General features: G+C 63.1%; 25 protein-coding genes and 2 pseudogenes. 13 read left to right on the top strand and 14 right to left on the bottom strand.

Going from position 1 to position 25,895, the window contains the following annotated elements:
- Positions 1-160: 160 nt before the first annotated feature.
- Positions 161-1,226, bottom strand: a pseudogene (locus HDE76_RS18200) (SDR family oxidoreductase).
- 81 nt (positions 1,227-1,307) lie between these two features.
- Here HDE76_RS18200 and HDE76_RS18195 point away from each other — a divergent pair.
- Positions 1,308-1,688, top strand: coding sequence for a helix-turn-helix domain-containing protein (locus tag HDE76_RS18195; protein ID WP_184509648.1), 381 nt, complete (start codon positions 1,308-1,310; stop codon positions 1,686-1,688).
- Between the two features lies 1 nt (position 1,689).
- On the opposite strand, the gene HDE76_RS18190 is transcribed toward HDE76_RS18195, so the two are convergent.
- Positions 1,690-3,345: a trehalase family glycosidase gene (locus tag HDE76_RS18190; RefSeq protein ID WP_184509646.1), complete on the bottom strand. Its 1,656-nt coding sequence runs from the start codon at positions 3,343-3,345 to the stop codon at positions 1,690-1,692.
- 207 nt (positions 3,346-3,552) lie between these two features.
- Here HDE76_RS18190 and HDE76_RS18185 point away from each other — a divergent pair, with 207 nt between their 5' ends.
- Positions 3,553-4,761 carry an FAD-dependent oxidoreductase gene (locus HDE76_RS18185; RefSeq protein ID WP_184509644.1) on the top strand — a complete coding sequence of 403 codons (1,209 nt, stop codon included), beginning with the start codon at positions 3,553-3,555 and terminating at the stop codon, positions 4,759-4,761.
- On the opposite strand, the gene HDE76_RS18180 is transcribed toward HDE76_RS18185, so the two are convergent.
- Positions 4,762-6,144, bottom strand: coding sequence for an amino acid permease (locus tag HDE76_RS18180; RefSeq protein ID WP_221262476.1), 1,383 nt, complete (start codon positions 6,142-6,144; stop codon positions 4,762-4,764).
- Between the two features lie 136 nt (positions 6,145-6,280).
- On the opposite strand from HDE76_RS18180, the gene HDE76_RS18175 reads away from it, so the two are divergent.
- The 4 genes from HDE76_RS18175 to HDE76_RS18160 all read left to right on the top strand — a co-directional run bounded on the left by HDE76_RS18175 (position 6,281) and on the right by HDE76_RS18160 (position 9,328).
- Positions 6,281-6,424: a hypothetical protein gene (locus HDE76_RS18175; RefSeq protein ID WP_179481347.1), complete on the top strand. Its 144-nt coding sequence runs from the start codon at positions 6,281-6,283 to the stop codon at positions 6,422-6,424.
- 373 nt (positions 6,425-6,797) lie between these two features.
- The gene (locus HDE76_RS18170) at positions 6,798-7,484 is read left to right on the top strand and encodes an EAL domain-containing protein (protein ID WP_184509752.1); all 687 of its coding nucleotides are present in this window, start codon (positions 6,798-6,800) and stop codon (positions 7,482-7,484) included.
- 125 nt (positions 7,485-7,609) lie between these two features.
- Positions 7,610-8,353 carry a DUF1223 domain-containing protein gene (locus HDE76_RS18165; RefSeq protein WP_184509642.1) on the top strand — a complete coding sequence of 248 codons (744 nt, stop codon included), beginning with the start codon at positions 7,610-7,612 and terminating at the stop codon, positions 8,351-8,353.
- 96 nt (positions 8,354-8,449) lie between these two features.
- Positions 8,450-9,328 (top strand): endonuclease/exonuclease/phosphatase family protein, encoded by an 879-nt coding sequence (locus HDE76_RS18160; protein WP_184509639.1) that lies wholly within the window; start codon positions 8,450-8,452, stop codon positions 9,326-9,328.
- Between the two features lie 42 nt (positions 9,329-9,370).
- On the opposite strand, the gene HDE76_RS18155 is transcribed toward HDE76_RS18160, so the two are convergent.
- Both HDE76_RS18155 and HDE76_RS18150 read right to left on the bottom strand, forming a co-directional pair.
- Positions 9,371-9,583 carry a hypothetical protein gene (locus tag HDE76_RS18155; RefSeq protein ID WP_184509637.1) on the bottom strand — a complete coding sequence of 71 codons (213 nt, stop codon included), beginning with the start codon at positions 9,581-9,583 and terminating at the stop codon, positions 9,371-9,373.
- A 29-nt stretch (positions 9,584-9,612) separates the two neighbouring features.
- Complete coding sequence (locus HDE76_RS18150; RefSeq protein ID WP_184509635.1) at positions 9,613-9,834, bottom strand: hypothetical protein; 222 nt, start codon at positions 9,832-9,834, stop codon at positions 9,613-9,615.
- A gap of 398 nt (positions 9,835-10,232) precedes the next feature.
- On the opposite strand from HDE76_RS18150, the gene HDE76_RS18145 reads away from it, so the two are divergent.
- Entirely contained in the window at positions 10,233-11,309 is a 1,077-nt protein-coding gene (locus HDE76_RS18145; RefSeq protein WP_184509633.1) for a DUF6765 family protein, read from the top strand.
- 81 nt (positions 11,310-11,390) lie between these two features.
- Here the strand turns inward: HDE76_RS18145 and HDE76_RS18140 are convergent, their stop codons facing one another.
- Positions 11,391-12,152: an SDR family oxidoreductase gene (locus HDE76_RS18140; protein ID WP_184509631.1), complete on the bottom strand. Its 762-nt coding sequence runs from the start codon at positions 12,150-12,152 to the stop codon at positions 11,391-11,393.
- 139 nt (positions 12,153-12,291) lie between these two features.
- Here HDE76_RS18140 and HDE76_RS18135 point away from each other — a divergent pair, with 139 nt between their 5' ends.
- Both HDE76_RS18135 and HDE76_RS18130 read left to right on the top strand, forming a co-directional pair.
- A complete protein-coding gene (locus tag HDE76_RS18135; RefSeq protein ID WP_184509629.1) occupies positions 12,292-13,200 on the top strand; it encodes a LysR family transcriptional regulator in 909 nt (302 codons plus the stop codon).
- Positions 13,201-13,316: 116 nt separating this feature from the next.
- Positions 13,317-14,714, top strand: a complete 1,398-nt coding sequence (locus HDE76_RS18130; protein ID WP_184509627.1) for an Hsp70 family protein — start codon at positions 13,317-13,319, stop codon at positions 14,712-14,714.
- 402 nt (positions 14,715-15,116) lie between these two features.
- Here the strand turns inward: HDE76_RS18130 and HDE76_RS18125 are convergent, their stop codons facing one another.
- The 3 genes from HDE76_RS18125 to HDE76_RS18115 all read right to left on the bottom strand — a co-directional run bounded on the left by HDE76_RS18125 (position 15,117) and on the right by HDE76_RS18115 (position 18,144).
- Positions 15,117-16,622 (bottom strand): DHA2 family efflux MFS transporter permease subunit, encoded by a 1,506-nt coding sequence (locus tag HDE76_RS18125; protein ID WP_221262475.1) that lies wholly within the window; start codon positions 16,620-16,622, stop codon positions 15,117-15,119.
- A gap of 8 nt (positions 16,623-16,630) precedes the next feature.
- Entirely contained in the window at positions 16,631-17,092 is a 462-nt protein-coding gene (locus tag HDE76_RS18120) for a MarR family transcriptional regulator (RefSeq protein WP_184509624.1), read from the bottom strand.
- Between the two features lie 206 nt (positions 17,093-17,298).
- On the bottom strand, positions 17,299-18,144 hold the full coding sequence (locus tag HDE76_RS18115) for an SDR family oxidoreductase (RefSeq protein ID WP_179481367.1): 846 nt from the start codon (positions 18,142-18,144) through the stop codon (positions 17,299-17,301).
- Positions 18,145-18,257: 113 nt separating this feature from the next.
- Here HDE76_RS18115 and HDE76_RS18110 point away from each other — a divergent pair, with 113 nt between their 5' ends.
- The gene (locus HDE76_RS18110) at positions 18,258-19,151 is read left to right on the top strand and encodes a LysR family transcriptional regulator (protein WP_184509622.1); all 894 of its coding nucleotides are present in this window, start codon (positions 18,258-18,260) and stop codon (positions 19,149-19,151) included.
- A gap of 24 nt (positions 19,152-19,175) precedes the next feature.
- On the opposite strand, the gene HDE76_RS18105 is transcribed toward HDE76_RS18110, so the two are convergent.
- Complete coding sequence (locus HDE76_RS18105) at positions 19,176-20,522, bottom strand: peptide MFS transporter (RefSeq protein ID WP_184509620.1); 1,347 nt, start codon at positions 20,520-20,522, stop codon at positions 19,176-19,178.
- Between the two features lie 93 nt (positions 20,523-20,615).
- On the bottom strand, positions 20,616-21,518 hold the full coding sequence (locus tag HDE76_RS18100) for a LysR family transcriptional regulator (RefSeq protein WP_184509618.1): 903 nt from the start codon (positions 21,516-21,518) through the stop codon (positions 20,616-20,618).
- Between the two features lie 146 nt (positions 21,519-21,664).
- Here HDE76_RS18100 and HDE76_RS18095 point away from each other — a divergent pair, with 146 nt between their 5' ends.
- Positions 21,665-22,528: an NmrA family NAD(P)-binding protein gene (locus HDE76_RS18095; RefSeq protein ID WP_184509616.1), complete on the top strand. Its 864-nt coding sequence runs from the start codon at positions 21,665-21,667 to the stop codon at positions 22,526-22,528.
- A gap of 164 nt (positions 22,529-22,692) precedes the next feature.
- A complete protein-coding gene (locus HDE76_RS18090) occupies positions 22,693-23,220 on the top strand; it encodes an SRPBCC family protein (protein ID WP_184509614.1) in 528 nt (175 codons plus the stop codon).
- Between the two features lie 132 nt (positions 23,221-23,352).
- On the opposite strand, the gene HDE76_RS18085 is transcribed toward HDE76_RS18090, so the two are convergent.
- Positions 23,353-23,574 (bottom strand): TonB-dependent receptor, encoded by a 222-nt coding sequence (locus HDE76_RS18085; protein WP_179481379.1) that lies wholly within the window; start codon positions 23,572-23,574, stop codon positions 23,353-23,355.
- A gap of 102 nt (positions 23,575-23,676) precedes the next feature.
- Positions 23,677-23,781: pseudogene (locus tag HDE76_RS20840) on the bottom strand (LysR family transcriptional regulator); the annotation flags it as partial.
- A gap of 357 nt (positions 23,782-24,138) precedes the next feature.
- Between HDE76_RS20840 and HDE76_RS18080 the strand changes: the two are divergent.
- Entirely contained in the window at positions 24,139-24,972 is an 834-nt protein-coding gene (locus HDE76_RS18080; RefSeq protein ID WP_255481670.1) for a lysophospholipid acyltransferase family protein, read from the top strand.
- Between the two features lie 100 nt (positions 24,973-25,072).
- Here HDE76_RS18080 and HDE76_RS18075 read toward each other — a convergent pair whose 3' ends face one another.
- Positions 25,073-25,795 (bottom strand): hypothetical protein, encoded by a 723-nt coding sequence (locus HDE76_RS18075; RefSeq protein ID WP_184509612.1) that lies wholly within the window; start codon positions 25,793-25,795, stop codon positions 25,073-25,075.
- Between the last annotated feature and the right edge of the window lie 100 nt (positions 25,796-25,895).

The following is a 25,895-nucleotide window of genomic DNA, read 5'->3' as shown; positions in this document are numbered from 1 at the left end:
CACTCCCGAAAGTCCGACTGCGCAGTGTCGTCAGTGGCAGATGTCCCGCGAGTGAATGCGGCAAGTTCTGCCGTAGATTGGTGTGAGCGCAGCAAACCCCAGCATCGGAGGCCACCGCGTTGGAGCTCGCTGCGCTCACACCTCACAGAGCAACTTTTTCTCAGGGAATCAGCCGGCGCTCGCGCAGCGTGGCAAACACGTCGAAGAACGCATCGTCGCTGGGCTGATAGTCGAGAAAACCCATGCGCCGACTTTTCGACATGTCGGTGACCACTTCGATCGGCCGGCCCAGATCGGCATCGGTATGCCAGGGCGAGATGAGCCGGTCGATATCCGGCTCGACCAGCCCACGCTGCGCGGCGATCTCGCGCCAGATATCGGCGTCGCCGTCCATCTGCGATGCCAGCGGCTCGATCGTGCCGTCGAACGGCGCCGCGTCGAGGCCGAACCAGTCGGCGAGGCGCGACCACATCCAACTCCAGCGGAACACGTCGCCGTTGACGATATTGAATGCCTCGTTGGCGGCGATGGCGTTCGTCGACGCCCACAGCAGGTGCTTGGCCAGCTGACGCGCGTCGGTCATGTCGGTGAGGCTGTTCCATTGCGCGGCGGAGCCGGGAAAACGAAACGGACGGCCGGTGAATTGGCAGATGGACGCATAAACCGCCAGCGTGGTGGCCATGTTCATCGCATTGCCGACGGCCACGCCGGTAATCGTGTGCGGGCGATGCACGCTCCAGCTGTAGCCGTCGCGCGCGGCCGCGGCGAACACTTCGTCCTCCTGCGCGTAATAGAAATTCTCTACATCGAGACGGCCCTGCTCCTCGCGGAACGGCGTCTGCGGCAGCACGCCCTTGCCGTAGGCCTCGAACGGTCCGAGATAGTGCTTGAGACCGGTGACCAGCGCGACATGGCGCACGCTACCGGCCGGACGCAACGCATCGAGCAGATGCCGCACCATCGAGCCATTGACGCGAATGTTCTCCACCTCGGTCGCCTGCCGCGACCACGTGGCGATGAACACATGCGACGGCGCGACGTCGGCCAGCGCGGCGCGCGTGCCTTCGGCGTCGGTGAGATCCAGCGCCACCGGCGTCACGCCATCCTGTGCCGGCGGTCGACGCGCGGCACCGGCCACCGGCCACCGGCCAGCCCTTTTCCACCAGAAGTCGCGCGGTCGCGCTGCCGACGATACCGCTGGTTCCCACCACGAGCGCTTTGTTCATGAGTATCTCTGCAAGAATGATCGTTCAAAATAAATCCGCCGCGACGACAAACCAAGTCGGCACCAAAAGGTAACCACCGTCATGAAACCCGGATCGCCCGACGAGCAATGGCTGGAAGACTGCGCGCCGCGCCGCGTACTGGAGCTGTTCGCCACCAAGTGGACCAGCATGATCCTGCACGCCCTGCATGTGCGGCATGAGGGCCATGCGCGCTCGGGCGTGCTGCTGCGCAGCCTGCCCGGCATTTCGCAGAAAATGCTGACCCAGACCCTGCGCGAACTCGAGGCCAGCGCCCTGGTGCATCGGCACGTGCACGACACCGTACCGCCCGAGGTCGATTACTCGCTCACACCGCTGGGCCAGCGCATGATCGAGCCGATCGAGCTGGTCTACGAATGGGCGCGCAGCAACGCTTCGGCGCTGGATGAATTGAAGCCGCGCCGGACGTCGCGACGGCGCTGATTCAGCGCGCGGATGAAGCCTCGGCCGCTGGAGTCGTGCTCAACAGCTGCTGCAGCTTCAGGTATACCCCGTTGCTCCAGCCGAACCCGATCACGTTGTCCTTGTAGCCTGCGCTGATTTTTACGTCGGCATTGCCGCTGACCATGTTGTATTTCTCGCGGATGGTGCCGTCGTCAGCGAAACTGCGGTCGATGGTGCCGGTGAATTCGCCGGCAATCCGTCGCGCATCACCGTGGAAACCGTAGGCATCGAGGCCCGACGCCGCGAGCCAATGGGTCGGCGCCCAACCGAACGGCGCATCCCACTGCGCACCGCTGTCGTGGTCGCTCATCTGCAACCCGCCCCTGCGCTCGAAAAGGCCGAGGTTCTTGCGCAGCGCGTCGGCCTGCGCCGGCGATGCCACGCCGGCCCATAGCGGATAGAAGGTCGTGACGAAGCGGTAGTTCGACGATTGGCCGGCGACGAAGTCGTAGTCCATGTACAGGCCCTTGTCGGCGCGCCACAGGTAGCGATCGATCGCCGTTTTGCGCGCAGCGGCAGCAGCGCTCCAGCGTCGTGCATCGGCGTCGTTGCCCAGTTCGATGGCGAAATCATGCAGATCGCGCTCGTAGCGGTAGAGCAGACTGTTGAGATCGACGGTCGCGTACCGGTGGGTGGAGCCGCCGAAAGGCCCGGCGCGAAAGGTCGTATCGAAACCCGATTCACGCATCGCGCGATCGCCGAGATAAAAATCGGCCGTGAGTCGATAGCCGTTGGCCCAGGCCCCGGCGCATAGCGTCGAGGCCTGGATGTCGCAGCTGGTTTTTTTCAGCCGTGCAGCCTGCGCCGCAGCCGGATGTTTGGTGGCCCTGATCAGGTAGCCCGGATCATCGGCCGAATGCGCGAGCAGCCAGCGGATCACCCCGGGCAAGTACTCGCTATCGAGCTCCGGCACCGGCGTAGCGCCACCGTAATCGAAGTAGCGGGCCAAGCCGGTAGTGCCGGCGAGATGCTCTTTGCGCGTCCAGGTCGAATAGTCGCGCACCGCCAGCGGGTACGCCTGCGCCAGCCACGACTTCGCGTCCGCGGTGGTCTTGAAACTGGCCGGATCGTCCAAGACGGCACGGATCATGGCGCCGAGAAACGGTGGCTGCGAGCGCGTGAGGTAATAGGTGCGGTTGGCGTTGAGTACGGCGCCATAGTGCTGCACCTCGAACAGCGCGTTATCGACCATGCCTTTCGCCATCGCCTCGCGACGATCGGCAAGCAGACCAAGCACGATGAAGTAGCTGTCCCAGCCATACATCTCGTTGAAGAAGCCGCCTGGTACGACGTATGGATGCGGCAGGTAAAGCAGACCCTGCTCGGGCAGCGCCGTCGGTGAAAAATCGCCGAGCTTGCCGATCGCCCGAGGCAGTACGCGTACCTGGACATGACAATGGCTTACGACATCGGCAAGGTCGGGCGATGGCAACAGATCGGCCGGTAGATAGAGCGCCGCGCGCGTGCCTGTATCGCCGTCGCGCAACGCCGAGCAGTCGTCCATCGAGCGCGTCAGCGTATCCCAGGCGTGGTCGATGAAGAGCCGCGTTTTCTGCGGATCGGGCTGCGCGGCCGACGCATTGAGCGCGAGCAGCAGCGATGCAAAAACGATGACATATCGAAACGGCGTTTTCATGGAAAAGGACTCGGTGCTGGGCGAGGAACAGGCCCATGTAGACGCCTTGTCGCGACGGCGGGCTTCGGATCGACGTCAGAACCATGCCACAGGATGGCTTTGATTTCGCCAGGAGCGTCGGATAATAACGATCGGACAAGCAAAGTCGGCTCGACCCATTCTGCGATACAGCGCTGGTTTTTCGTCAATCATCTCGGGGATCGATCCATGCAACGACGGCAATTTCTGCGCGGCGCCGGCGCCACGCTGGCGGTGGCGTCCACGGCAGGGCTCGCCGCCTGCGCACGCCAGCCTTTGCTCGCAGCGCCCAAAGCGGGTGCGCTGGTATCGCCACCGAGCGCCGCCCCATCGGCGGACATGCTGCACCTGGCACCGATCCGCGCAGAGCCCGATCGCATCACCGGCGTGTACGTCTGCACGCGTCCGTTTCGTGCCGCCGGGCCGCGGATCGAAACGCAGCGGCTGGGTGAAAAAACGCTCGTGCACAACTATGGCCACGGCGGCAGCGGCTGGTCGTTGTCGTGGGGATCGAGCGCGCTGGCCCTGCGTCTGGCGCAGGACACCGGCGTGCGCAAGCTCGGCGTGATCGGCTGCGGTGCGCTGGGTCTGACCTCGGCACTGCTGGCGCAGCGCGCCGGGCTGTCGGTGCGCATCTATGCCAAGGCGCTGCCGCCGGACGTCTATTCGATGCGTGCGTCCGGCCTGTGGACGCCCGACTCGCGCATCTGCGATGCGCAGCACGCGCCGGATTTCGGCGCGCGCTGGGAAGACATGGCGCGCACGTCGTACGCCATGTATCAAAGCCTGCTCGGCCTGCCCGGCCGGCCGATCGAATGGATCGACGGCTACTCGCTTTCCGACACCCCGTTCGACCAGCCGCATCCGTCCGAGGTCACCGACGAGCCGGACTACGGCGACCTGCGCGGCCGCATCCGTGAATTGACCCCGCGCACGGTCGATATGCCACCCGGCAGTACCCCGTTTCCGCAGCCGTACGTGCATCGCTACACCACGATGATGTTCAACATCAGTACCTACGCGCGCATGCTGATGTCGGACTTCTTGACCGCCGGCGGCAAGATCGAGGTACGCGAATTCGATCATCCGCGCGAGCTGCTGAAGCTGCCCGAACGCACCCTGATCAATGCGACGGGCTACGGCGCGCGGGCATTGTTCGACGATGATTCGATCATCCCCGTGCGCGGACAGACCGCGCGACTGATTCCGCAGCCGGAAGTCACCTACGCCGTAAACACAGAGCACGTCAGCATGGTTCCGCGCAGTGACGGGCTACTGATTCAGGCGTTTGGCGACAACGGCAATTTCAACAATAGCGACGTGACGCCGAACCGGGCCGCGTCCGAGGCGGCCGTGCGCCAGATCGCAGCGCTGATGTCCCGCATGCGTCGCGGCTGATCAACCACTGATTTCGGGACGCACGCTTGCGCGTTGGCGCGCTTTGCCAAACCACGGCAGCAGCAGCGTGCCGAGTACCAGCACCACGATGCCGACCAGCGCACCGGCTTTGACGTACGCCAGCGTGGCGTAAAGCACGTACGCGCTGGTCGCACAAAAAAGAATCGGCAGGAACGGGTACAGCGGCACCCGGAACGGCCGCGGCGCGTCGGGAAAACGCACACGCAGCACGATCACGGCTGCGCCGCTGAGTACCAGAAAAAACCAGTACACCGGCGAGACAAAGTCGACCAGAGTAGCGAAGGCGCCATGAGTCAGTCCCGCCACTGCCGCCTCCACCAGCGCCACGCCGCCGATGGTCAGCAGAGCCGCAGCGGGTATGCCGCGTGCGCCATCCCATTGCCCCACCGAACCGAGCAGGCCGCTGTCTCGCGCGACCGCATAGGTGGTGCGTGCGCCCGCAATCAGCAGCGCATTGATCACCGCGATCGAGGTGACCGCCACCGCGCCCACCACCAGCCACTCGCCTGTGCGACCGAAAGCCAGATACATCGCCGTCGCCGCCGGCGCATTGCTGGCAGCCAGGCCCGCGTGACCCAGGCAACGCACATAGGCCCAGTTGACCAGCGTGTACAGCACGGTAACCAGCGACATACCGCCGATCAGGGTCATCACGATGCCGCGCGGCCCGGCACGCAGCTCGGCGGACAACGTCGCCGCGTCGCTCCAGCCGCCGTAGGCCAGCATCACGAAAATCATCGCTGTACCGTAGGCAGTCGATGGCGGCACCGGCGCATCGTTGAGCGGCGGCATGCCGTGAATAGCCATCCATACGCCGGCCGCACCCAGCGCCAGCATGCCGCACACCACGATGGCCACAAAACCGGTCTGCGCACCCATGCCGGTGCGCACGCCGCGCAGATTGATCACGCACAGCAATACGATCGTGCCGACCGCCAGAAAGCCGGTGCCGTGCTCGCCCAGCGGCAGTGCCTCGTTGACGTAGTCGGCGAACACGTAGGCGAGGATAGCGATAAAGCCGGTGTGGATCACGGCAAAGCGCGACCATGCAAACAGAAACGCCAGCTTGCGTCCGTAGGCCTTGTACAGAAAATGGTAGTCGCCGCCCGCATCCGGAAACGCCGCCGCCATTTCGGCAAAACACAGCGTACCGCAGAACGACAGCACGCCGCCGATCAGCCAAACCAGAAAAAGCCCGATTGGCGAACTGATGCTGGCAGCCACCATCGGCGTGGATTTGAAGATGCCCGAGCCGATCACCATACCGGCACACATGGCGATGCCATGGCGAATGCCCAGATGGCGTCGAGGCTGCGCTGGCGCCTCGCCAGCAAGGTCGGCGCCAGCGTCGAGAGGGATCATCGGGTGCAATTCGCCGGTCAACCTGTGTGGCCCGAGTATGCCACGCCGCGGACGTCCAAACGCGGCGGGCCGGCCATGACCTCATCATCACTCGCATCGTCGAAGAATCGAGACCTGCCTCCGAGGGAGATGCCACATGAGCGATAAACCGTCCAAGCAGCCGCCAAAGAACTCCGGGTATGCGGAGGAGCAACCCAAGACAGCTAAAAAAAGCGACAAGCCCGACGCGAGGACGCCGCACGAGCCGCAAAACGTCCCGAACAAAAAGCCCAAGTCGTGATGCGCCGCCAGCACGCGATTGCAGCTTTACACCCGCCCTATTCCCGAGAGCCATAGGCCGGCGCCTGAAGGAAGCGCCGATGCCGACGTGGCGCGGGCTTCGATCGCAGCTGGCGGGCGTTCGATAGTCATATAACAACGCTGCCGGCGAGGGTGCATCGGTTCATACAACAGACTATGCTGACGGTCGCCACAGTTGGGGATTCGAAACGATTTTCACACGTCGTCGCCATGGACTTCGTTTACTGTTGCCTTGGCTGGCGCGGAAAGATATCAGCGCAGTGGCATTGGGAGGCAGACGCATGTCAGCTCCAAACGAAGTAAGGCCCTGCTCTCTGTGTCGCGAACAGGAACCGCTCGGCTTCGAATTCACCATGGCGTTTCAGCCGATCGTCGACTTTCGGGATCGCAGCGTCTATGCCTATGAAAGCCTGATCCGCGGTATCGACGGCAGCAGCGCTGCCAGCATTCTCGCTCAGGTAACCGATCGCAACCGCTATACCTTCGACCAGGCCTGTCGGGTGACCGCCGTGGAGATGGCTTCGAAGCTCGGTATGAGCTGTTTCCTGAGCATCAACTTTCTACCGAATGCGGTGTATCAGGCGAGCACCTGCATTCGCGCTACGCTGGCGGCAGCAGAGCGCTGCCATTTCCCCACGGACCGGCTGATTTTCGAGATCACCGAAAACGAGCGACCCGATCAGGCGCATTTGAAGAACATCGTGCTGGAATACCAGCGGCAAGGCTTCAAGACCGCCTTCGACGATTTCGGGGCGGGCTATGCCGGACTCAATCTGCTGTCCGAATTCCAGCCTGACATCATCAAGCTGGACATGGCACTCCTTCGCAATATCGACAAGGACCACGTCCGCCAGACCATTGTTCGGGGCCTGCTCGATATTTGCCGTACGCTGGGCGTCGAGGTGATTGCCGAAGGCATCGAGCAGATCGGCGAGCTGCAGGTGCTGCAGTCGATGGGCATCTATCTGTTTCAAGGCTTCCTGTTCGCCCACCCCGGATTCGAGGAGCTGCCGGCGGTTCACTGGCCAGACATCGGTTGAGCGCAGAGCTTATGGCGTATCGCCGGATATGCCGAGGTAACTTTCCCCGCCGTCTCGGCGAAGAACCTCGGTAACGACACGCATTGCTGCACTCATCCCACCCGCCGTGTCGGTCGGAGCCTGCCATGAACACGTTCATTCGACTGCCCGCCAAGGTCCTGCTTGGCGCGCTTGCGCTGATGTCTTTCAGCGAGATCAGCTATGGCCAGGAGCCCCCAGCGATCGCGTCGCCGGTCGTGGTGGAGCTGTTCCAGAGCCAGGGCTGCTCGTCGTGCCCGCCCGCCGAGGCCAACCTCAATGCGATCGCCGGGCAGCCGAATATTCTCGCACTCTCGTTTGCGGTGACGTATTGGGACAACCTCGGCTGGAAGGACACCTTTGCCAGCGAGGCGTTCACCAACCGGCAGTACGACTATTCGCATTACCAGAAGCAGGATGGCGTCTACACGCCGCAGGTGATCGTGAGCGGGCAAACGGCCATCGTAGGCAGCGATCGCGCGCAGCTCGATCAGGTCATTGCCCATGCGCATACACAAGGTCCGTCGCTGTCCTGGGCAAATGGCCAGCTGCAGGTTGGCGCGGGCAAGCCTGCCGCGCCGACCGACGTGTGGCTGGTCCGCTACGATCCGCGCACGATCGACGTGGCCATTCGTGCCGGCGAAAACGGCGGCCGCACGCTGCCCCATCGCAACGTGGTGCGCGAGTTGGTCAATCTTGGTACGTGGGATGGGCACGCCAAAACTTTTGCCATGCCAGCGCCCACGATCAGCGGACTTTCGACCGCAGCACTGGTACAGATCAAGCACGGCGGCGATATTCTCAGCGCATCGAAAGCATCCGACGCAGCGAGGGACACCGCCTCACGCTGATCCCAGGCAGGCGACGCGTTGTTCGACCCGCAGAGGGATGGCCAGCTTCTGGATTGTCTGTCACCTTCGCTGCAATACTTCATCGCCTCTTGTTGGATGAATCTTTCGAAAATGCGTGTAGCCCGCCTACTTCTCGTCACCGCGATGGTTGCATGTACCGCGCTGAACACCGCAGCGCTCGCTGCACAGACCCTGCGCGTGATGACCTTTAACGTGCGCACCGGCGTCGCCAACGATGGCCCGAACGACTGGAACCACCGCCGCGACCTCATGGTGCACACTATCGGCGAGCAGCGTCCCGACGTGTTGGGTACGCAGGAGCTCAACAAATTCCAGGGCGATTACATCGTCAGCAAGCTGCCGCAATACGTCTGGTTCGGTATCGGCCGCCAAGGTGATGATGGCGACGAGCACATGGGCGTGTTTTATCGCACCGATCGTCTGCGCGTGATCGAGTCGGGCAATTACTGGCTATCCGATACGCCAGACAAACCCGGCAGCATGACGTGGGGCAACGACCTTCCGCGCATGGTGACGTGGGCGATCTTCGAAACCAAAGCTGACGGTCGGCGCTTCTACTACTGCAACACGCATTTCCCACATCGCGATCAGGATGAGCCGGCGCGCACGCGCTCGGCAAAGGAACTCCTGGCGCGTCTCGATGCGCTCCCGCCCCAACTGCCTATCGTACTGACTGGCGATTTCAACAGCTCCCCCGACCAGCCCGACCATGCGATCCTCACATCCCTGCTGGACGATGCATGGCTAAAGGCGGACAGGCGCAGCGGGCCGGAAAAGACCTTCCACGACTTCACCGGCATACCCGATCAGCGTATCGACTGGATTCTCTACCGCGGCTTTCGCGCGCTGACGGTGCAAACCATCACCTCGCAGCAGGGCGGTCATTACCCGTCCGATCATTTTCCGGTAGTCGCGGAGCTGGCTTGGCCTGCACCACCGAAGCGGCTGAAATAAGGCGCCCAATCCCACAACGGCGTGGCGCGGCGAACGCGCCGCCTAGTGCATCTGCGAGAGCAGCTTTTCGCCGGCGGCCTGCGCGGCGGCGATCGCTTCGTCGGCCGACTGGAAAGTGCCGACGACCTTGATCGGTTCACCGCGCAGCCCATTCTTGTCCTCGATGGTGTACGTCGCTTCGTAAACGAAACTTCCATCGCTGGACGACTGGAGCTGACACGAAGGGTAGATCTTGTAACCGGATGCATTACTCATCGGAGACCTCTTGCGCGGTTTTGCATGATCTAACGGGTGTGACTCTTGCGCCGAATCAGCGAACGCGCGATCTCGTCGCCCGCGGCCAGCGCTTCATCGATCGAGGCATAGGTGCGGTCGTTCTCTTCTTCCGGCCCGACGCCGGGCACGGTAACGACGATCGAGATGCCGCGCTCATGCTGCGATGTTTCCACGGTGTACGTAGTGCCATCGACGGTGCGGGTGTGCGTCTGGGGCGTGGAACCGGTCATGGGGCATTCTCCTGCGGATGGATGCGTAAGTTGATCTCGCGCCAGTGAAGAACGCATGACAGTGCTCGTCGTTCAATCGAACGCCGAGCCATAACGTACGGGTCATGTCTTGCAGATGTTCGGCCATAAATGGAAGGCCAAATGTCACCAGACTTTCCCATTTCGCCACTGGGCGCGATTTGCCTGTCGGCATTGGCCTATACCGCCAAGCACTTAAGCCAGAGCGGCGGGCTTCGCATTACACTGCCAAATTGCTAGCTTTATCGCTCCAGCCGTCGCCAGACGCCGCCAGCGCTTTCAGCCACGCTGGAGGCATTGCGTACAAGACTGGTCCAGACAGCATCTCCGCGCGGGGCCAGTGCGCTGCCGCTTCGAAAAACCCGAAAAAAGGCCATCCGGTGAATATCGATTTCCACTACGGCGTGATCTATCTCGTCAGCCGCCTCGCCGGACTCGAAAAGTCGGACGCCCGGATCGTGGCGCACTGCTGCCAGTACGTGGATGACGCCACGGTCAGCGGCACGCTGGAATTCGCCGGCGGCGAGAGCTACGAGCGCTTTGCCAGTGCGCACAAGATGTTCGATTACATGAATATCAGCAACACCAGCGACAAGCGCATCTGGGCGCCTTTCCACTTCCTGCCGGCCGGCAAAGGCAGCACGCTGGAAGATAAATCCATCTGCAAACCCGACAGCGCGATAGCACGCGACATGGTCGCGCACGCCATCGACAACCGCGGCGCCGAGAATGCGCTGCACCGCCTGGGCGTAACCCTGCATGTTTACGTCGACACCTGGGCGCACCAGAACTTTACCGGCACCATCAGCGACCACAATGTGGTGACGTCGCTGACGAGCGAGGATTACTCGCACGAAGCATGGCTCGAAAAACTGAAGCATATGGCCAGCGATGCAGTGCACACGGCGCAGTCCGATTTTCTCGATCACGTGGTCAAGCTCGGCCACGGCGCAGCGCTGCATTTCCCCGACCAGCCCTGGGCCAAATGGCAGTACCAGAACGGCCACGGCCTGACCTTCCAGCGCGACAACCTGCCGATTTTTATGGAAGCGGCAGATATGGCGTATCGGGCCATCAAGGGATTTCGCCGCGGCAACACGGCATTCGCGCAGGAGGAAGGACTGTCCGAAGAAACCAAGGCGGCACTCGCTTCACTGCTGACCTCCAATCGCGATGACGATCCGATCAAACGACTGGACGTACTGTGCGCAGCCCTCGCCGAAGGCCAGGTGCCCGGCTTCGCCGAAACGGTGACGCCTTACATCGGCAAAGGCCCCGGTTCGTGGAAAGACCAGGCCACCGGCATCGTCGACGACGATGGCGATGGCGACAAAAAGCCGGTGTGGTCGGAAGCCTTCGAACAATCCGACTACCGGAAATTCCACGACGCGATCAAGGAACACCGCTTCGTGGTCACGCAGGTGATTCTTCCCAAGCACGGTGTGCGGCTGGCTTGAGTAGGCGGACCGTTCGCCGTGGCCTATATCGACAGAAGCCAGTGCATCTCGTGCACTGGCTTCTTCATCGAACCGCTATAACTAGATAAGCGTGCCACCGGAGGCTTCAATGCGCTGGGCGTTGATCCAGCCATTGGCCGGCAGCAGCAGCGAGGCGATCACGCCGCCGATGTCGTCGGGCAAGCCGGTGCGGCCGAGCGCCGTCATCGACGCAATCATTTTTTTCATCTCGGGGTTGTCGCGTACGGCACCGCCCCGGAAGTCGGTTTCGATCGCACCCGGTGCCACGGTGTTTACCGCGATGCCACGCGAACCGAGCTCTCTTGCCTGATAGCGCGTAAGCACTTCAACCGCGCCTTTCACCGCCGCATAGGCGGAAGAGCCGGGCAACGCGAAGCGCGCCAGCCCGCTGGAAATGTTCACGATGCGCCCGCCGTCAGCCATCAGCGGCAGCAGCTTCTGGGTGAGAAAGAACACGCCCTTGAAGTGGACGTTGACGAGTTCATCGAAGTCCGCCTCGGTGGTCTCGACGATGCTGGCCTGCAGGCCGGTGCCCGCGTTGTTGACCAGAAAGTTGAAGCTCTCGCGCTGCCAGGTCTTGCTCAGCGCGTCGCGAACCGTGGCGGCAAAATCGTCGAAGGTGGCGCTCTTGCCGACATCCAGCGGCAGAGCCACGGCCTTGCGGCCCAGTTTTTCGATGGCGGCGACGACCGCGACGGCCTCGTCGTGGCCGCTGCGGTAGGTCAGGATGACGTCCGTCCCCTGCTCGGCCAGTTTCAAGGCGGTGCTCTTGCCCAGGCCGCGGCTGCCGCCGGTAATAATGGCGATGGATGGTGTGCTCATGGGTAACTCCTTGAGATGGCAGGAAGGATTCGGTAAGCACACTCTATTGGTTGAGATAGTGCGGATAAATCGTCGCCATTCGATTTATATGTTCAAATAAATCGATCAATAAGCCAGGCCGCTGGGAAAGCCACGCCACATGAACCCGCTCGAAGCCATGCAGATCTTTATCCGGGTGGCCGAACTGGCCAGCTTTACCCGCGCCGCCGACAGCCTGGGCATTCCCAAAGCCAGCGCCTCGAACGCCGTGCAGCAACTCGAGGCCACCCTGGGCACGCGGCTGCTGCACCGGACCACGCGCAGGGTGCAGATGACGCACGACGGCCAGGCATTCTATGAACGCAGCAAAGACCTGCTCACCGATGTGGACGAGCTGCAGTCGATGTTCCAGCAGGGCGAACAATCGCTGCGCGGCCGGCTGCGCGTGGACATGTCCGGTGGCGTGGCGCGGCTTTTCGTGCTGCCGCAGCTGGCGGATTTCATGCAGGCGCATCCGCGGATCGAGCTGGAGCTGAGCAGCACCGATCGACTGGTGGACCTGGTGCGCGAAGGGTTCGACTGCGTGCTGCGCGTGGGACCGCTGGTCGACAGCAGCCTGGTGGCGCGGCCGCTGGGCGCGTTCCGCATCATCAACTGCGCCAGCCCCGCGTATCTCGAACGCCATGGCACGCCGCGGACGCTGGACGACCTCGCGACGCACCAGCTCGTCCATTATGTGTCCACCCTGGGCGCGCGCTCGCCCGGCTGGGAATATCCCGAGGGCGGCGGCTACGCCAGCCTTCCGATGGCGGGCAGCATCACGGTCAACAACAGCGACTCGTACACCGCCGCGTGCATCGCGGGACTGGGATTGATCCAGGCGCCCGCGGCCGGCCTGCAGCCGCTGATCGACGCCGGACGGCTGGTGGAAGTGATGCCGGATTGCCGCGCCGAACCGATGCCGGTGTCGCTGCTCTACGCCAACCGCCGCAACCTGCCCCGACGCGTGCAGGCTTTCATGGCCTGGATCACGCAGGTACTGCAGCCGCATCTGGAGCCGCTGGCCTGAGGCGCTTTTCACCGGCAGGTGCGGTCGAGCGCGGCCGTGCCGAACGTTCGTGGTCATGGGCCGTCGCCGGCGCAACCCTCATAATGCCGGGTTGCCATCCAGCGACAGCGTGACCCATGCATATCGGTATCGATTTCGGCACCAGCTATTCGGCCGCGGCCGCCATCATCGACGGCGAACTCAAGCTCGTGCGCTTCGGCGACGCCGAGCAGTTTCGTACGGCGGTGTTTTTCCCCGAGCTGGTGCCCGACCCCAGCGACTTCACCCTGACGCCTGCGCTCGAAGCGCAGCTCGAAAACCAGCTGCGCCTGGCCCGACAGCAGCAGCGTCAGCTGGCAACCGCCGCGAGCGCGCGCGGACAAGCGCCGGTGGCGCGCAGCGAGCATGAGCTGCGCAGCGAAGCGCTGCGCGTGGTGCGGCGGCAGTGGATGGAAGAACAAACGCGCAACGCCACCGCATCCGTCGCCAGTTTTCAGCACGCGCTGTTCGGCGAAGCCGCCGTCGAGGGTTATCTGGAAAGCGGCGGCGGCAACCTGATCGAATCGCCCAAGTCGATGTTCGGTTATCGACTCGATCCGCAGGTGCGCAAGGTCATCGTGCATATCGCCACGCACATCATCGAACACATTCGGCTCAGCGCCAGCCAGCAGTTCGGCACGCCGGTGCGCGGCGCGGTGATCGGCCGGCCAGTGGAGTTTCGCAGTTCGATGGGTGCGCAGGGTTCGCTGCAGGCGATCGAGATTCTGCGCGAGGCGGCGGCCGCGGCCGGCTTCGACAGCGTGAGCTTTCTGGAAGAGCCCGCCGCCGCGGCCATGCATTATCACAAGAGCCTGGCGCAGCGTCAGCACGTGCTGGTGGTCGATATCGGCGGCGGCACGACCGACGTGGCCCACGCACAGCTCGGCGGCGACGAAGCGCCCCACATCGTACGCAGCTGGGGCTTGCCCAAGGGCGGCACCGATCTGGATGTCAATGTGAGCCTGCACAGTTTCATGCCGCAGCTGGGCAAGGACATCATCAGCATGCCGGCGCATCGCTATGTCGACGCGGCCAGCGTGCACAACCTGCCCAAGCAGCGTGAATTTCGCCAGCAGGATTATCGCCTCGTCGACGAGCCTTACGGCTCGCGCCTGCGCGCCTTACAGGAGGCCGGTGCCACCACCCGACTCAACCAGCTCGCCGAGCGCAGCAAGATCACGCTGAGCGCATCGGCCGGCTTTCGCGCCGAATTGGATTTCCTCGAGCCCGGCCTCGCGGTCGAACTCGGCCGCGACGACTTTCATGCCGCCATCGACAGCTTCCTGCTGCAGATGGAACGCACCCTCACGATCGTGCGTGGCGACCTTGCCCAGCTGCCGGCCAGCCTCTTTCTGACTGGTGGCACTTCGCGTTCACCGCAGATCCGCGACCATGTGCAGTCCTGCTTCCCGGAGATCCCGCTGGTCCAGGGCGACCCCTCGCTTGGCGTGGTCTCGGGGCTGGCCGTGGCGGCGAACGAGGCCGATCCGGGTTAGTTCCAACCGATTTGCAAAAATCGGTGAATTGCCTCGTTTCTGGTCACACTTCATTAACGAACCACCGAGTACATTAACCCCATGTCGTGAGACATTCCTCCCACCGCGTGGCATTGGCTCCCCTCCGATAGCCCGCACTCAGATGGAACCCCCGAACCCGCAGACTCCCCTCTGCGGGTTTTTTTATGCTCGGGTTTTATGGTCGTGCATGAGCGGGGGCCTGGAATGTGCCCTGGCGCCACGCAAGAAGCCGCCTTCCCGCCGTGCTGCGGAAAATCGCGAAATCCAGTTGCAAGAAGGCCAGTCGTGGCAACTGGCTGGCCCGGGACGGCTGCATGGATAGCTTTGAACCTTATGCCGTCTGTCCCGGCATAAGGTTCAGAGGGCCGATAGCGCGGGCAACTATTCGACGATCACATGCGCGGCGCCGGGCGCCGTCACATCCACATGGCGGCGGCGAATAAAGAACGCGGCAGCCAGCGCGCACACCACCAGCACCAGCGACCACGTAAAGGTGTGACCGAATGCGGCACCCAGCGCGGGAACCGCCCGGGCGGCAGCGACGGCCGGAGCCGCTTCGCCGGTATGAAGCGTCGTCGCGCCCGCACCTGGCGGCATGGCCGCGGCCAGCTCGTGCGACAACACCACCGCCAGCAGCGCCGTGCCGATCGAACCCCCGACCCGCTGCAGCACGTTGAGCCCGGCGGTGACGCGCGCCACCGCATGGCGCTCGATCGAGGACAGCGCGGCGCTCATCGCCGGCATCATGGTCGAGCCCATGCCCAGGCCCATCAGGAACAGCGTCAGCTCGACCTGCAGCAGCGTGGTGGTGGCCGAGATCCGGCTGAGGCTCAACATGCCCAGCGCCACCAGCGACAAACCCACCGTCACGACCCGACGCGCGCCGAGCTTGTCGGTCAGGCGCGCGGCGATCGGCATCGAGATCATCGCGCCAATTCCTTGTGCCGCCAGCAGCAGGCCAGCGCGCAGGGCGGAGTCGCCGCGCACCACCTGAAAATACAGCGGCATCAGCAGCGCCACGCCGAAGAACGCCGTGCAGAAAAGAAACACGGTGAGCGCCGGCGCACCCACGGCGCGCTGCGCGAACATCTTCACGTCGATCAGCGCGCCCTGGCGCACGCGCGCATGCAGCACGAAGGCGATGACCAGCAACAGCCCGAGCAGCACCGCTCCGCCGCCGCCGACCGAATCCAGACCCGAGCCGGCCGCGGTTTCCGCCAACCCGTAGACAAAGATCGCAAGCCCCGGCGACAGCATCAGCAGGCCGGGCCAATCCAGCGCATGGTGCGGCTTCGGGTCGTCGCGCTCGAACACGCGCAAGGCAGCGAACAGCGCAATCGCGCCGATCGGCAGGTTGACGAAAAAGATCCAGCGCCACGACACGTCGTCCACCAGCCAGCCGCCGAGAATCGGCCCGACGATCGGCGCCAGCAGCATCGGCACCCCGACGATACCCATCACCCGGCCCATCCGCTTCGGCCCGGCCGCATGGGTCAGAATCGTCATGCCGGCCGGCATGATCATGCCGCCGCCCAGGCCCTGCAGCACGCGAAAGACGATCAGCGAGCCGGCCGACCACGCCGCGCCGGACAGCGCCGAGCCCAGCAGAAACATGCCGATCGACGCCATGTACAGGCGCTTGGTGCCGAAGCGATCGGCGGCCCAGCCGGTCAGTGGAATCACCGTGGCCAGCGCCAGCATGTAACCGGTCGAAATCCACTGCATCGTCGCCAGGGGCGCGCTGAAGCTTTTCGACAAATCCTTGATCGCGACATTGACGATGGTCGTATCGAGGATCGACATAAAGGTGCCGAGAATCACCACCGCCGCGATGCGAAGCAGGCGTGGATCGAGCGTGGCTGCAGCAGGAGTTTGGGGGTTCGGCATGGGCTTATTCACTGGGAAGCTTTGGAAGGCGTCGCGGCGCACGACGAGGGGGCGTGGATGCCGCCGGGCAGAGGCAGGTGCCGTGCGGTCAGTTCGCCGAGCGTAGCGACGGCCGCATCGAGTGCGGCACGCTCATCCGGATCGAGCTTGGCCACGAACGCTTCGACCGCTCGACGACGCGCCAGGCCAATCTGCACGATCGCGTCACGCCCGGACTCGGTCAGGCCAATGCGCTTGATGCGGCGGTCGCTGTCATCCTCGCGCCGCGACAGCAGGCCGGTGCGAACGACGATATCCACCGCGCGCCCGGTGGCCGCCATCGACACACCGACCTGTTCGGCCAGCTCGTTGACGGCCATGTCGCGCCCGGCATGCTCCAGCACGAACAGCATGCGCAGCTGGGTCATGGTGAGCTCGAATTCCGCGGTGGCCGACATCACCTCCGCCTGGCTGCCCTTCATCAGCGGCATGATGGCGGCGATAAGGCGATGGCTGAGAGAATCGTCGGCTGGGGCTAATGTTCGCATAGGCGCAACTATAACTCAGTAAATAATAGTTGCATATACGCAAATATAATCCACGGTCTGCATGGGTCAACGAGCAAAGGCTCGGAAAGAATGAAAGGCCGACTCGCCGCCGACCTTCCCTTCGTGGGCGGATTCCCTTTGCCTTGCTGCTATGCCGTCTCGTCCGTCGACAGCGTGATGTCTTTCAACGCTTCGAGCTCGGCGAGACGGGTCGTCAGCGCCTCACGAATATGGGCATAGGTCGAACTGCCCATCGCAAGCCGCCGCGGTGCGGGACTAAGGCTTGCCGAATCGATCATCGCCTGGGCGATCTTGTCGGGGTCGCCCATGGCACCGAAATCTTCCAGATTGCCGCTCATCACGGCACGACGCACGTCACCCACCAGTGAGGCTTCATACACCGGCATCGGCGCGGGCTGCACCAAACCGTCGCCGAAACGCGTTCTGGCCGCGCCCGGTTCGGCGATAGTGAACTCGATTCCGAACGGGGCGACCTCCTGCGCCACGCTCTCGACAAAGCCCTCGATCGCCCACTTGCTGGCGTGATACAGGCTGAAGACCGGATACGTCACCTGTCCGCCTTCGGACGACACCTGAAGAATGCGGCCACCGCCCTGCGCGCGCAGATGCGGCAGCGCGGCCCGAATGACCTGGATCGAGCCGATCACGTTGGTGTCGATCTGATGGCGAATCTGTTCATCGCTGACTTCTTCGGCGGCACCGAACAGGCCGTAGCCCGCGTTGTTGACGACCACGTCGATGCGGCCGAAGTCCGCAAACGCCTGATCCACGACCCGATGCACCGCTGCCGTATCCGTCACATCGAGTTCGGCGACCCACAGGCGCTCGCCATGCTCGGCCTTCAGATCATCCAGCGCATCGGCCTTGCGCAGAGTGGCCGCCACGCGATCGCCGCGGGCGAGCAATTTTTCGGTCATCGCGCGGCCGAAGCCCGACGAGGTGCCGGTGATAAGCCAAGTGGAAGAAGTGGTCACGGGGATAGCCTCGATCGGAGCCGCAGGAGCGCGGGGTGTCTGCCATCCAACGTAGTCCCGGATCACTCTTGTTACTATCCGCACAATCCCGCATGAGCCAGTGAAAATAAGCCATGAATAGCCGGCCCGCGCTCAGCGACCTCGCCGCCTTTGCCGCCATCGTCAGCCACCGCAGTTTTCGCAAGGCGGCGGACGAACTCGGCGTGGCGCCATCCACACTCAGCCACATGATGCGTACGCTCGAAGCCAGCATGGGCGTGCGTCTGCTGCACCGGACCACCCGCAGCGTATCGGCGACCGAAGCGGGCGAACGCCTCGTTGCAAGGCTGCAGCCGGTGCTGCGCGACCTCGACCTGGCGCTGGCGGAAGTGGACGATTTTCGCGACCGCCCCAGCGGTACCTTGCGCATCAACACCAGCGAGATCGCCGCCCGCCTGCTCCTGCAACAGGTCGTACCGACCTTCCTCACACGACATCCGCAGATGAAGCTGGACCTGGTCACCGAAGGACGCCTTGTCGATATCGTCGCCGACGGCTATGACGCCGGCATCCGGCTCGGCGAAGCGATACCGCAGGACATGATCGGCGTGCGTTTCGGCGGCCCGGTTCGCTTTGTCGCTGTCGCCTCGCCCAATTATCTCGCCAGCCGCAAAAAGCCGAAGACGCCCGACGACCTCAAGCAGCACGAATGCATCCGCTTTCGCCTGGCCAGCGGCAAAATGTTTCGCTGGGAGTTTGCCAAACGCGCCCAGGAAATCACGGTCGACGTTCCCGGCGCACTCACGCTCGATCACGTGGAACTGATGGCCGAGGCCGCGGCGAAGGGGCTCGGCATCGCCTATGTTTCGGCGCACTCCGCTGCGCCGTGGATCGAACGTGGCGATCTGGTAACCGTACTGGACGACTGGTGCCCTTCGATCCCCGGCCTGTTTCTCTACTATCCCGGCCATCGCCACGTGCCGCCGGGACTGAAGGCATTCATCGAGGTATTAAAAGCTCTCGGTTGATCGAGAAGACGTCTGGACGTCGATTCAGTCCACCGCCAGCATCCGCTTCAACGGACGACTGAGCGCGATGGCCAGCACACCGCCGACCGCCGCGATGCCGGCGTGCATGGACCAGAAGCCGGCCGGCGTCATGTGCTCGTAGAAGCCGCCGATCCAGCCGATGATGAAATTGCCGGTAAAAAGGCTTAGAAACACGGCGCCCATCAGGGTTGCCTTGATCGACGCGGGCGCCGCTCGCGACACCAGCGCGAGCAGGGTCGGCCAGTAGTAGAGGAAACCGATGCCGAGCAGGATGTCGTAAATCACCGGCACCAGCACCGGCGTGCGCGCGCTGAGCAGGCACGACACCGCCAGCAGCGCATTCGCTGCCGCCGTCACCCAGGCGCCCGTGGCGATCTTGCCCAGGTCATCCGGTTCGCTGCCACGCGCCGCCTGAAATCGCCAAAGGGCGAACAGCACGGGTACAAAAACAATGCTGGACAGCGGATCGATCGAATTGAACCAGGCCACCGGCACGTGGAAGCCGAGGAAATTCAGATCGACGCTGCGATCGATCCACACCAGCGCCAGGTTGGTGTTCTGGTAATAACCGACGGATTGGAAAATGGTGATAGCGGCCACTACCGCCAGCGCGCCGACCACGCGCCACTCGCGCGCCGTCAGTGACGTTTTCTCGCGCTGACCGGCGCGCGGCCGATCCTTCGGCAGATAGCGGAAGCCGGCGATATAGGTGAACAGGCCGATCAGCATCAGAGTGCCGGCCAGCGCGAAACCCGCATGCCAGCCGTAAAGCTGCGCCAGCAGACCGCACAACAGGGGACCGACCACCGCGCCGACGTTGATGCCGATGGAGAAGATCGCGAACGCACGCGTGCGGCCCTCGCCGTCCGTTTCGGCGTAAAGCTCGCCGACCTGGGTGGAAATATTGCCCTTCAGCAAACCGCAGCCGGCCACGAGCAGCAGCAGCGCCATGAGAAACGAGGCGTCGAAAGCCATCGCCCACTGGCCCACGCTCATCATCATCGCGCCGATCATGACCGCCAGCCGCCGACCCAACCAGCGATCGGCCACCCAGCCGCCCAGCACCGGCGTGAAATAAACGAAGCCGGTGTACAGCCCCATGATCTGCGAGGCCAGGCCCAACGTCGTCATCGGTCCGAACACCGACTCCAGCCCGGCCCGAAACGCCGTGAAGCCGACGATGCCCTCGACATGCCCCGGCAGCAGCAGCGCCTGACTCATATAGAGCACCAGGATCGAGGTCATGCCGTAATACGAAAACCGCTCCCACGCCTCGGTAAAGCTGAGAAAGGCCAATGCTCTGGGTTCGCCGAAAAACGTCTTCGAGCCAGTAGTTGCGTTGGTAGTCATGAAGTCCCGAATGAAAGGCGAATCGATAAGCGGTGATTATTTGCACAAGCGGCCGACGCCGTCTGTATTTTTTTCAACATCGCACACGCGGCGTCAGGTCAGTATCTCCAGGCAGAAATCGATGAAGGCCCGCACCTTGCCTGCCGGATGATGGCGCGAGGGATAGAAGGCATATAGCGGAAAGCGCTCGTCGGCCCAGTCCGGCAGCACCTGCACTAATTTTTTTCTGGCGATCAGATCCTGCACCACGCCCAGCGACATCATCTGCGCCAGCCCCGCGCCGGCAACGCAGGCGCTGATCAGGGTTCCCGCATCGGTAACCAGCAGCGGGCCATGCGTCGTTACCGGCACCACCCTGCGGCCCTTGCAAAACTCCCAGTCGAACGCTCGGCGCGTCTGCGAGTCGCGAAACTGGATACACGTGTGGCTGGCGATCTCGGCAGGCGTCCTGGGGTGTCCGTGCTTTTTCAGATACGCCGGCGACGCCACCGTGATGATGCGCGTCTCCAGCAACAGCCTTGCCACCAGCGATGACGATGGCGGAACGCCGAAGCGCACCGCGACGTCGATGCCGTCGCCGATCATGTCGCCCAGCTCGTCGCGGGTGATCAGCTCGATTTCCAGCTTCGGATGACGCGCCATGAACGCCCGCAATTTCGGCGCCAGCACTTCCCGTGAAAACAAAGGGTCCGCATTGATCCGCAGACGGCCGCGCACCGACGCCGACGCGCTGCCCGCGTGCGACGCCGCCTCCTCGATGCCCACGAGCAGCGGCTGTACCTCGGCGTAGAAGCGCTGGCCTTCGTCGGTCAGCGTGATCGAGCGCGTGGTCCGATGCAGCAGCCGTATACCGAGCCGCCCTTCCATGCGGCTGATGGCGCGACTGACGCCGGAGGACGTCATGCCCAGCGCATCCGACGCACGGGCGAAGTTGCCCGACTCCACGACCGCCGCCAGCACGCCCAGATTGGCGAGCATTTTTCCATCGAAGGCCATCGTCATCACTCCTGATTTTCAGTCATGAAAGATCTGAAAAAAGTGATCTTCAGTCAAGACATCCCGATCGCTAATCTTGCCCGCAGCCGGAGGACAAGCGCGCCAGCCCCTCCGATCCTGCTTCACCATAACCAAGGATCATCACCATGTATGCCATTACCGGAATCACTGGCCAGGTCGGCAGCGCCGTCGCCAACACCCTACTGACGCAAGGTCTCAAGGTTCGTGCAGTCGTGCGCGATGCGGCAAAGGCCGAAAGCTGGAAATCGCGCGGCTGCGAGATCGCCGTTGCCGACGTCAACGATGTCGCTGCGCTCACTAAAGCCTTTCAGGGTGTCGATGGCGTTTTCGTACTGTTGCCACCGATATTCGACCCCAGCCCCGGCTTTACCGAAGGCAGAGCGATGCTGGCCTCGCTACGTGCCGCATTGGAGGCCGCCAAACCCCCGCGCATCGTTTGTCTTTCCACCATCGGTGCCCAGGCAGTCCAGCCCAATCTGCTCAATCTGCTGGGCATGATGGAAACGAGTTTTTCCGAATTGCCGCTGCCCGTGGCTTTTCTGCGCGCCGGCTGGTTTATGGAGAACGCATTGTGGGATGTAGCGGCAGCGCGAAAGGAAGGCGTGCTGCGCAGCTATCTGCAGCCGCTGGACCGGGCGTTTCCTATGGTTGCCACCCAGGACGTTGGCATGCTTGCCGCTGCACTGCTGCTGGAAACCTGGACGGGTACCCGAATCGTCGAACTGGAAGGCCCGCAGCGCGTCACACCGAACCAACTGGCTGCGGCGTTCGCTGAAGTACTGGGTCATCATGTCAAAGCCGAAGTCGTTCCGCGGGATGGCTGGATCGACGAGTTCACGCGCCAAGGCATGAAGAACCCGACGCCGCGCGCCCAGATGATCGACGGCTTCAACGAGGGATGGATTCGCTTCGAGTCGGATGACGCGCATGTGCGCAAGGGTTCGACTTCGCTCAATGTCGTGATTGCCAAACTGATCGATCGCCACTGATCGGCTCACACTCCGATCTGATGTGTTTTCCCGCGCCGATGCAAAGCCGCTGCAACGCGGCAAGCCTACGCCGAATCTTTGTGTCAGATTCGGCCAGTCCGGCTCCCGGGATCGGCAGGGTCGCCCCGCGCTCCGGCGTCCACCAATCAAAGGGGTCGTCTTTCATGAAAAGATTTCACAAGATTGCGTTTGTCGCGCTCGTGGCGCTGCCCGGTATCGGCCTGGCTGCTGCGCCGGTGCTCAAGGTCAGCAAAAGCGTGGTCATCCACGCCACGCCGGATGCGGTGTGGGCCAAAGCCAAGGACTTCAGCGGCCTCAATACCTGGCACCCGGCCGTGGCCAAGGACGAGATCGTTGCCGGTACCGACAACCAGCCCGGCGCGGAACGCCAGCTCACGCTGAGCGATGGCGGCAAGGTCCACGAAAAGCTGATCGCTTTCAACGAGCAGGGCCACCAGTTCAAATACGTCATCCTCGATGGCGTGCTGCCGGTGACCTCATATACGTCTACCTTCCGAGTCATCGCCGTCGGCAAGGACAGCGCCAAGGTCACCTGGTCGGGCACGTTCAAGCGCAAGGACATCGGCCCCAAGCCGGCCGACGACGCCAATGACGCTACCGCAACGAAGGTGATCGGCGGGGTGTACCAGGCCGGCCTGGACAATCTGAAGAAGGTTGTCCAGACCCCGTAAAACATGCTGCCGGCCAAAGCCGGTATGCAGTGAAACCGACCTGCCGACGCGTACGAAGCGCTTCGGCAGGCCTTTTCACGAGTACGGGCGCGAGCGACTAGCGTGACTGGAACGGGTGAAAGCGGCAGCCGGTCAGGCCGCATCCGTCCAAACAGATTCGATATCGCTTTTCACCGCGCTGTCGACGCCGTCGGTGGAAATGCCGAGCATGTCGTGCACCAGCCCGTGGCGTATGCCGGCAAACTCGCCTTTCAATCGATACGTTGCCGTCCAGTTGACCCGGCCGGAGCTGCCCGGGTGGTGGTCGCCTTCGTAGGTATAGCCGTTGCTGGTCTTGCCGGCGACGTTGCTCATGACGGATGCCTCTGAGCCTGGGTAAGAGGGCCAGCATAGTCCTTTGCGCGCGGCGTGCTCAAAACATGAGCCGCGGCGTCAGGCACGCAATGCCATGGGCTGTCACCGCCAAACACGCTGACGCAGTGCCTCCAGCAGCAGCGAAAACGCCCACGACGGTTGACTACGGCTGGGGTAATACAGGTGATAGCCCGGAAACGGCGGACACCGGTGGGCCAGCACGCCTCCAGTATCTACCGGACTCTACTGAAAGTAAGCCGGCCTTCGGCGCGCACGTTCGAGGCATAATTACCCTTCTCGCATTCCCACGCGCACAGCCTGCCATTCATCGGCTATCCGCGCTCGTTGAACGCGCCGCAGCTGATCGACGAGACGTCCAAGGAATATCTGGCGGGACCCGCGCCGGCATAAATGCACCATCGACGACCCCGGGCTAGGTTTGCTTCGACAGAAGCAGTGATCGCGACCCGTTTCGTTTTAGGTGTCCGCTTCAGGGACAATGGGCGACCCGTGCGTGGTTCCTTTGCGCGCATCCGCCGCCCCTCGACAACACGTATCTCCCGCATGAGCATCGACCCCGCACGCCCTGCCCCCGGCAACGCTTTTGCCTCACTGCGCGCAGGCATCAAGATCGCCGCGATCCTGCTGGCGAGCGCGGTGCTGATGCCGCCACAGTGGCTGCTCATGCGTTTTACCCGCGGGCGCGTCGCGTTTGTGCTGCCGCGGCTGTGGTTCGTCTGCCTGCGCCGCGCGATGGGTCTGCAGTTGGAGATCGTCGGCGCACCGCGCGAAACAGGCGGCACGCTCTTTGTCGGCAACCACATTTCGCATTACGACATCGTGCTGCTGGGAAGCATTCTGCGCGCGCGCTTTATCGCCAAGGACGACATGGAAAGCTGGCCCGGCGTACGCTTTATCGGCGGCCTGGGGCAGACGGTGTTCATCAGCCGGCGCCGGCAGGACACCGCCAGCGTGGCGACCGCTATTGCCGCGCAGATGCGCCCCGATCACGACCTGGTGTTGTTCCCCGAAGGCACCACCTCATCCGGCGAGCAGGTCGCGCCCTTTAAGTCCAGCCTGCTCGCGCCCTTCCTCGGTCCACAGGCCGCCGCACAGGCGTGGCAGCTGCAGCCGTTTACGCTCGACGTCGTATCCGTGGATGGCCGCGCATTATCAGCCGGCGGCGATCGCGACGGCTACGCCTTCCACGGCGGCATGGAAGCCGGCCCGCACGTCAGCCGGTTTTTTCGCGCAACCGGCGCGCGGGTGCGCGTGACCTTCCACGAACCCATCGCCATTGTGCCCGGCACCGACCGCAAGGCGCTCGCGAAACAAGTGCACGACATCGTGGCGGACAGCCTTTCTTCCACTGAGATGCCTGCAACGCACGAGGCTTGATTTGTTAACTTCGCGACACGACTAGCACTTCCGCAGTACGCGCAACCCCCTCGCCTATGACTTGAAGCAGGCGAATGGCACGGCACCGCATTTACGATTTTCAATCGACCTTCATTCGCACGGGCCGGCACGATGTCCCACTGCACTCGATAATCATCGTGCCCGCGGGACAGGACGCCTGGAATGTACCGTCTGGGTTTGCACTGACATCACCGCATCCCTGACCTGTGGAAAGGCTTTGAGCTGCCAACACCTGTTGCGCAATATTTGCGGCAGGCGCCGCAATCTGTGCGGCGGCGGTGACGATGACCGGTCCCGCCTGAGATGTAACGGCAGCAGTTCGTGTCGTGTGCCCTGAGCTATCCGGTATCTGGTATTTAGTGCGAATGGAATGTGCGATGTAATGCGCGTCGAACAATTCGGCACCTGGTGGCTGAACAGCAAAACACCTAATCAAAAGCATGCTGTTCGGCTTGAATATCGGCGTAGTGAAAGCGCTCCCCCACGCTCCGTGCCTACCGTACCCGGCATTTGCGATCGTGACTGAACTGGTGGAACCGCCATCGGCCTCATTCATTACGCCGAAATAATTGCAGCCATCTTCAATGGATTTGTCGGCGGCGCGCAACATGGCGAAGTCTGACGCGCGCTCCGCACTGGTGAAGCCGTTGCCGCTGAAGGCAATCTTGAAGCTCGTTGGACCAAGATCTGTTTCGCTAAACCCGCCCGTCATTCCCTTCGATTGGTAAGCAGTTGCGCATCCAGCCAACGACAAGACAACGACGAGCAAAAATGCCCGCTTGGACATATCTCTAAAAGTCATTGTGCTCCCCTGTGGAACGCATCCTTGTAGTACCGGGGAATCTAGCATGGCGCAGCTGTTTATCGTCCTTTATCTTTACACCCCAAGTCGAAAGCTGAGC

The organism is Rhodanobacter sp. ANJX3, assembly GCF_014200755.1.
Taxonomy (GTDB): Bacteria; Pseudomonadota; Gammaproteobacteria; order Xanthomonadales; family Rhodanobacteraceae; genus Rhodanobacter.
This window is presented reverse-complemented; position numbering and strand designations above follow the sequence as displayed.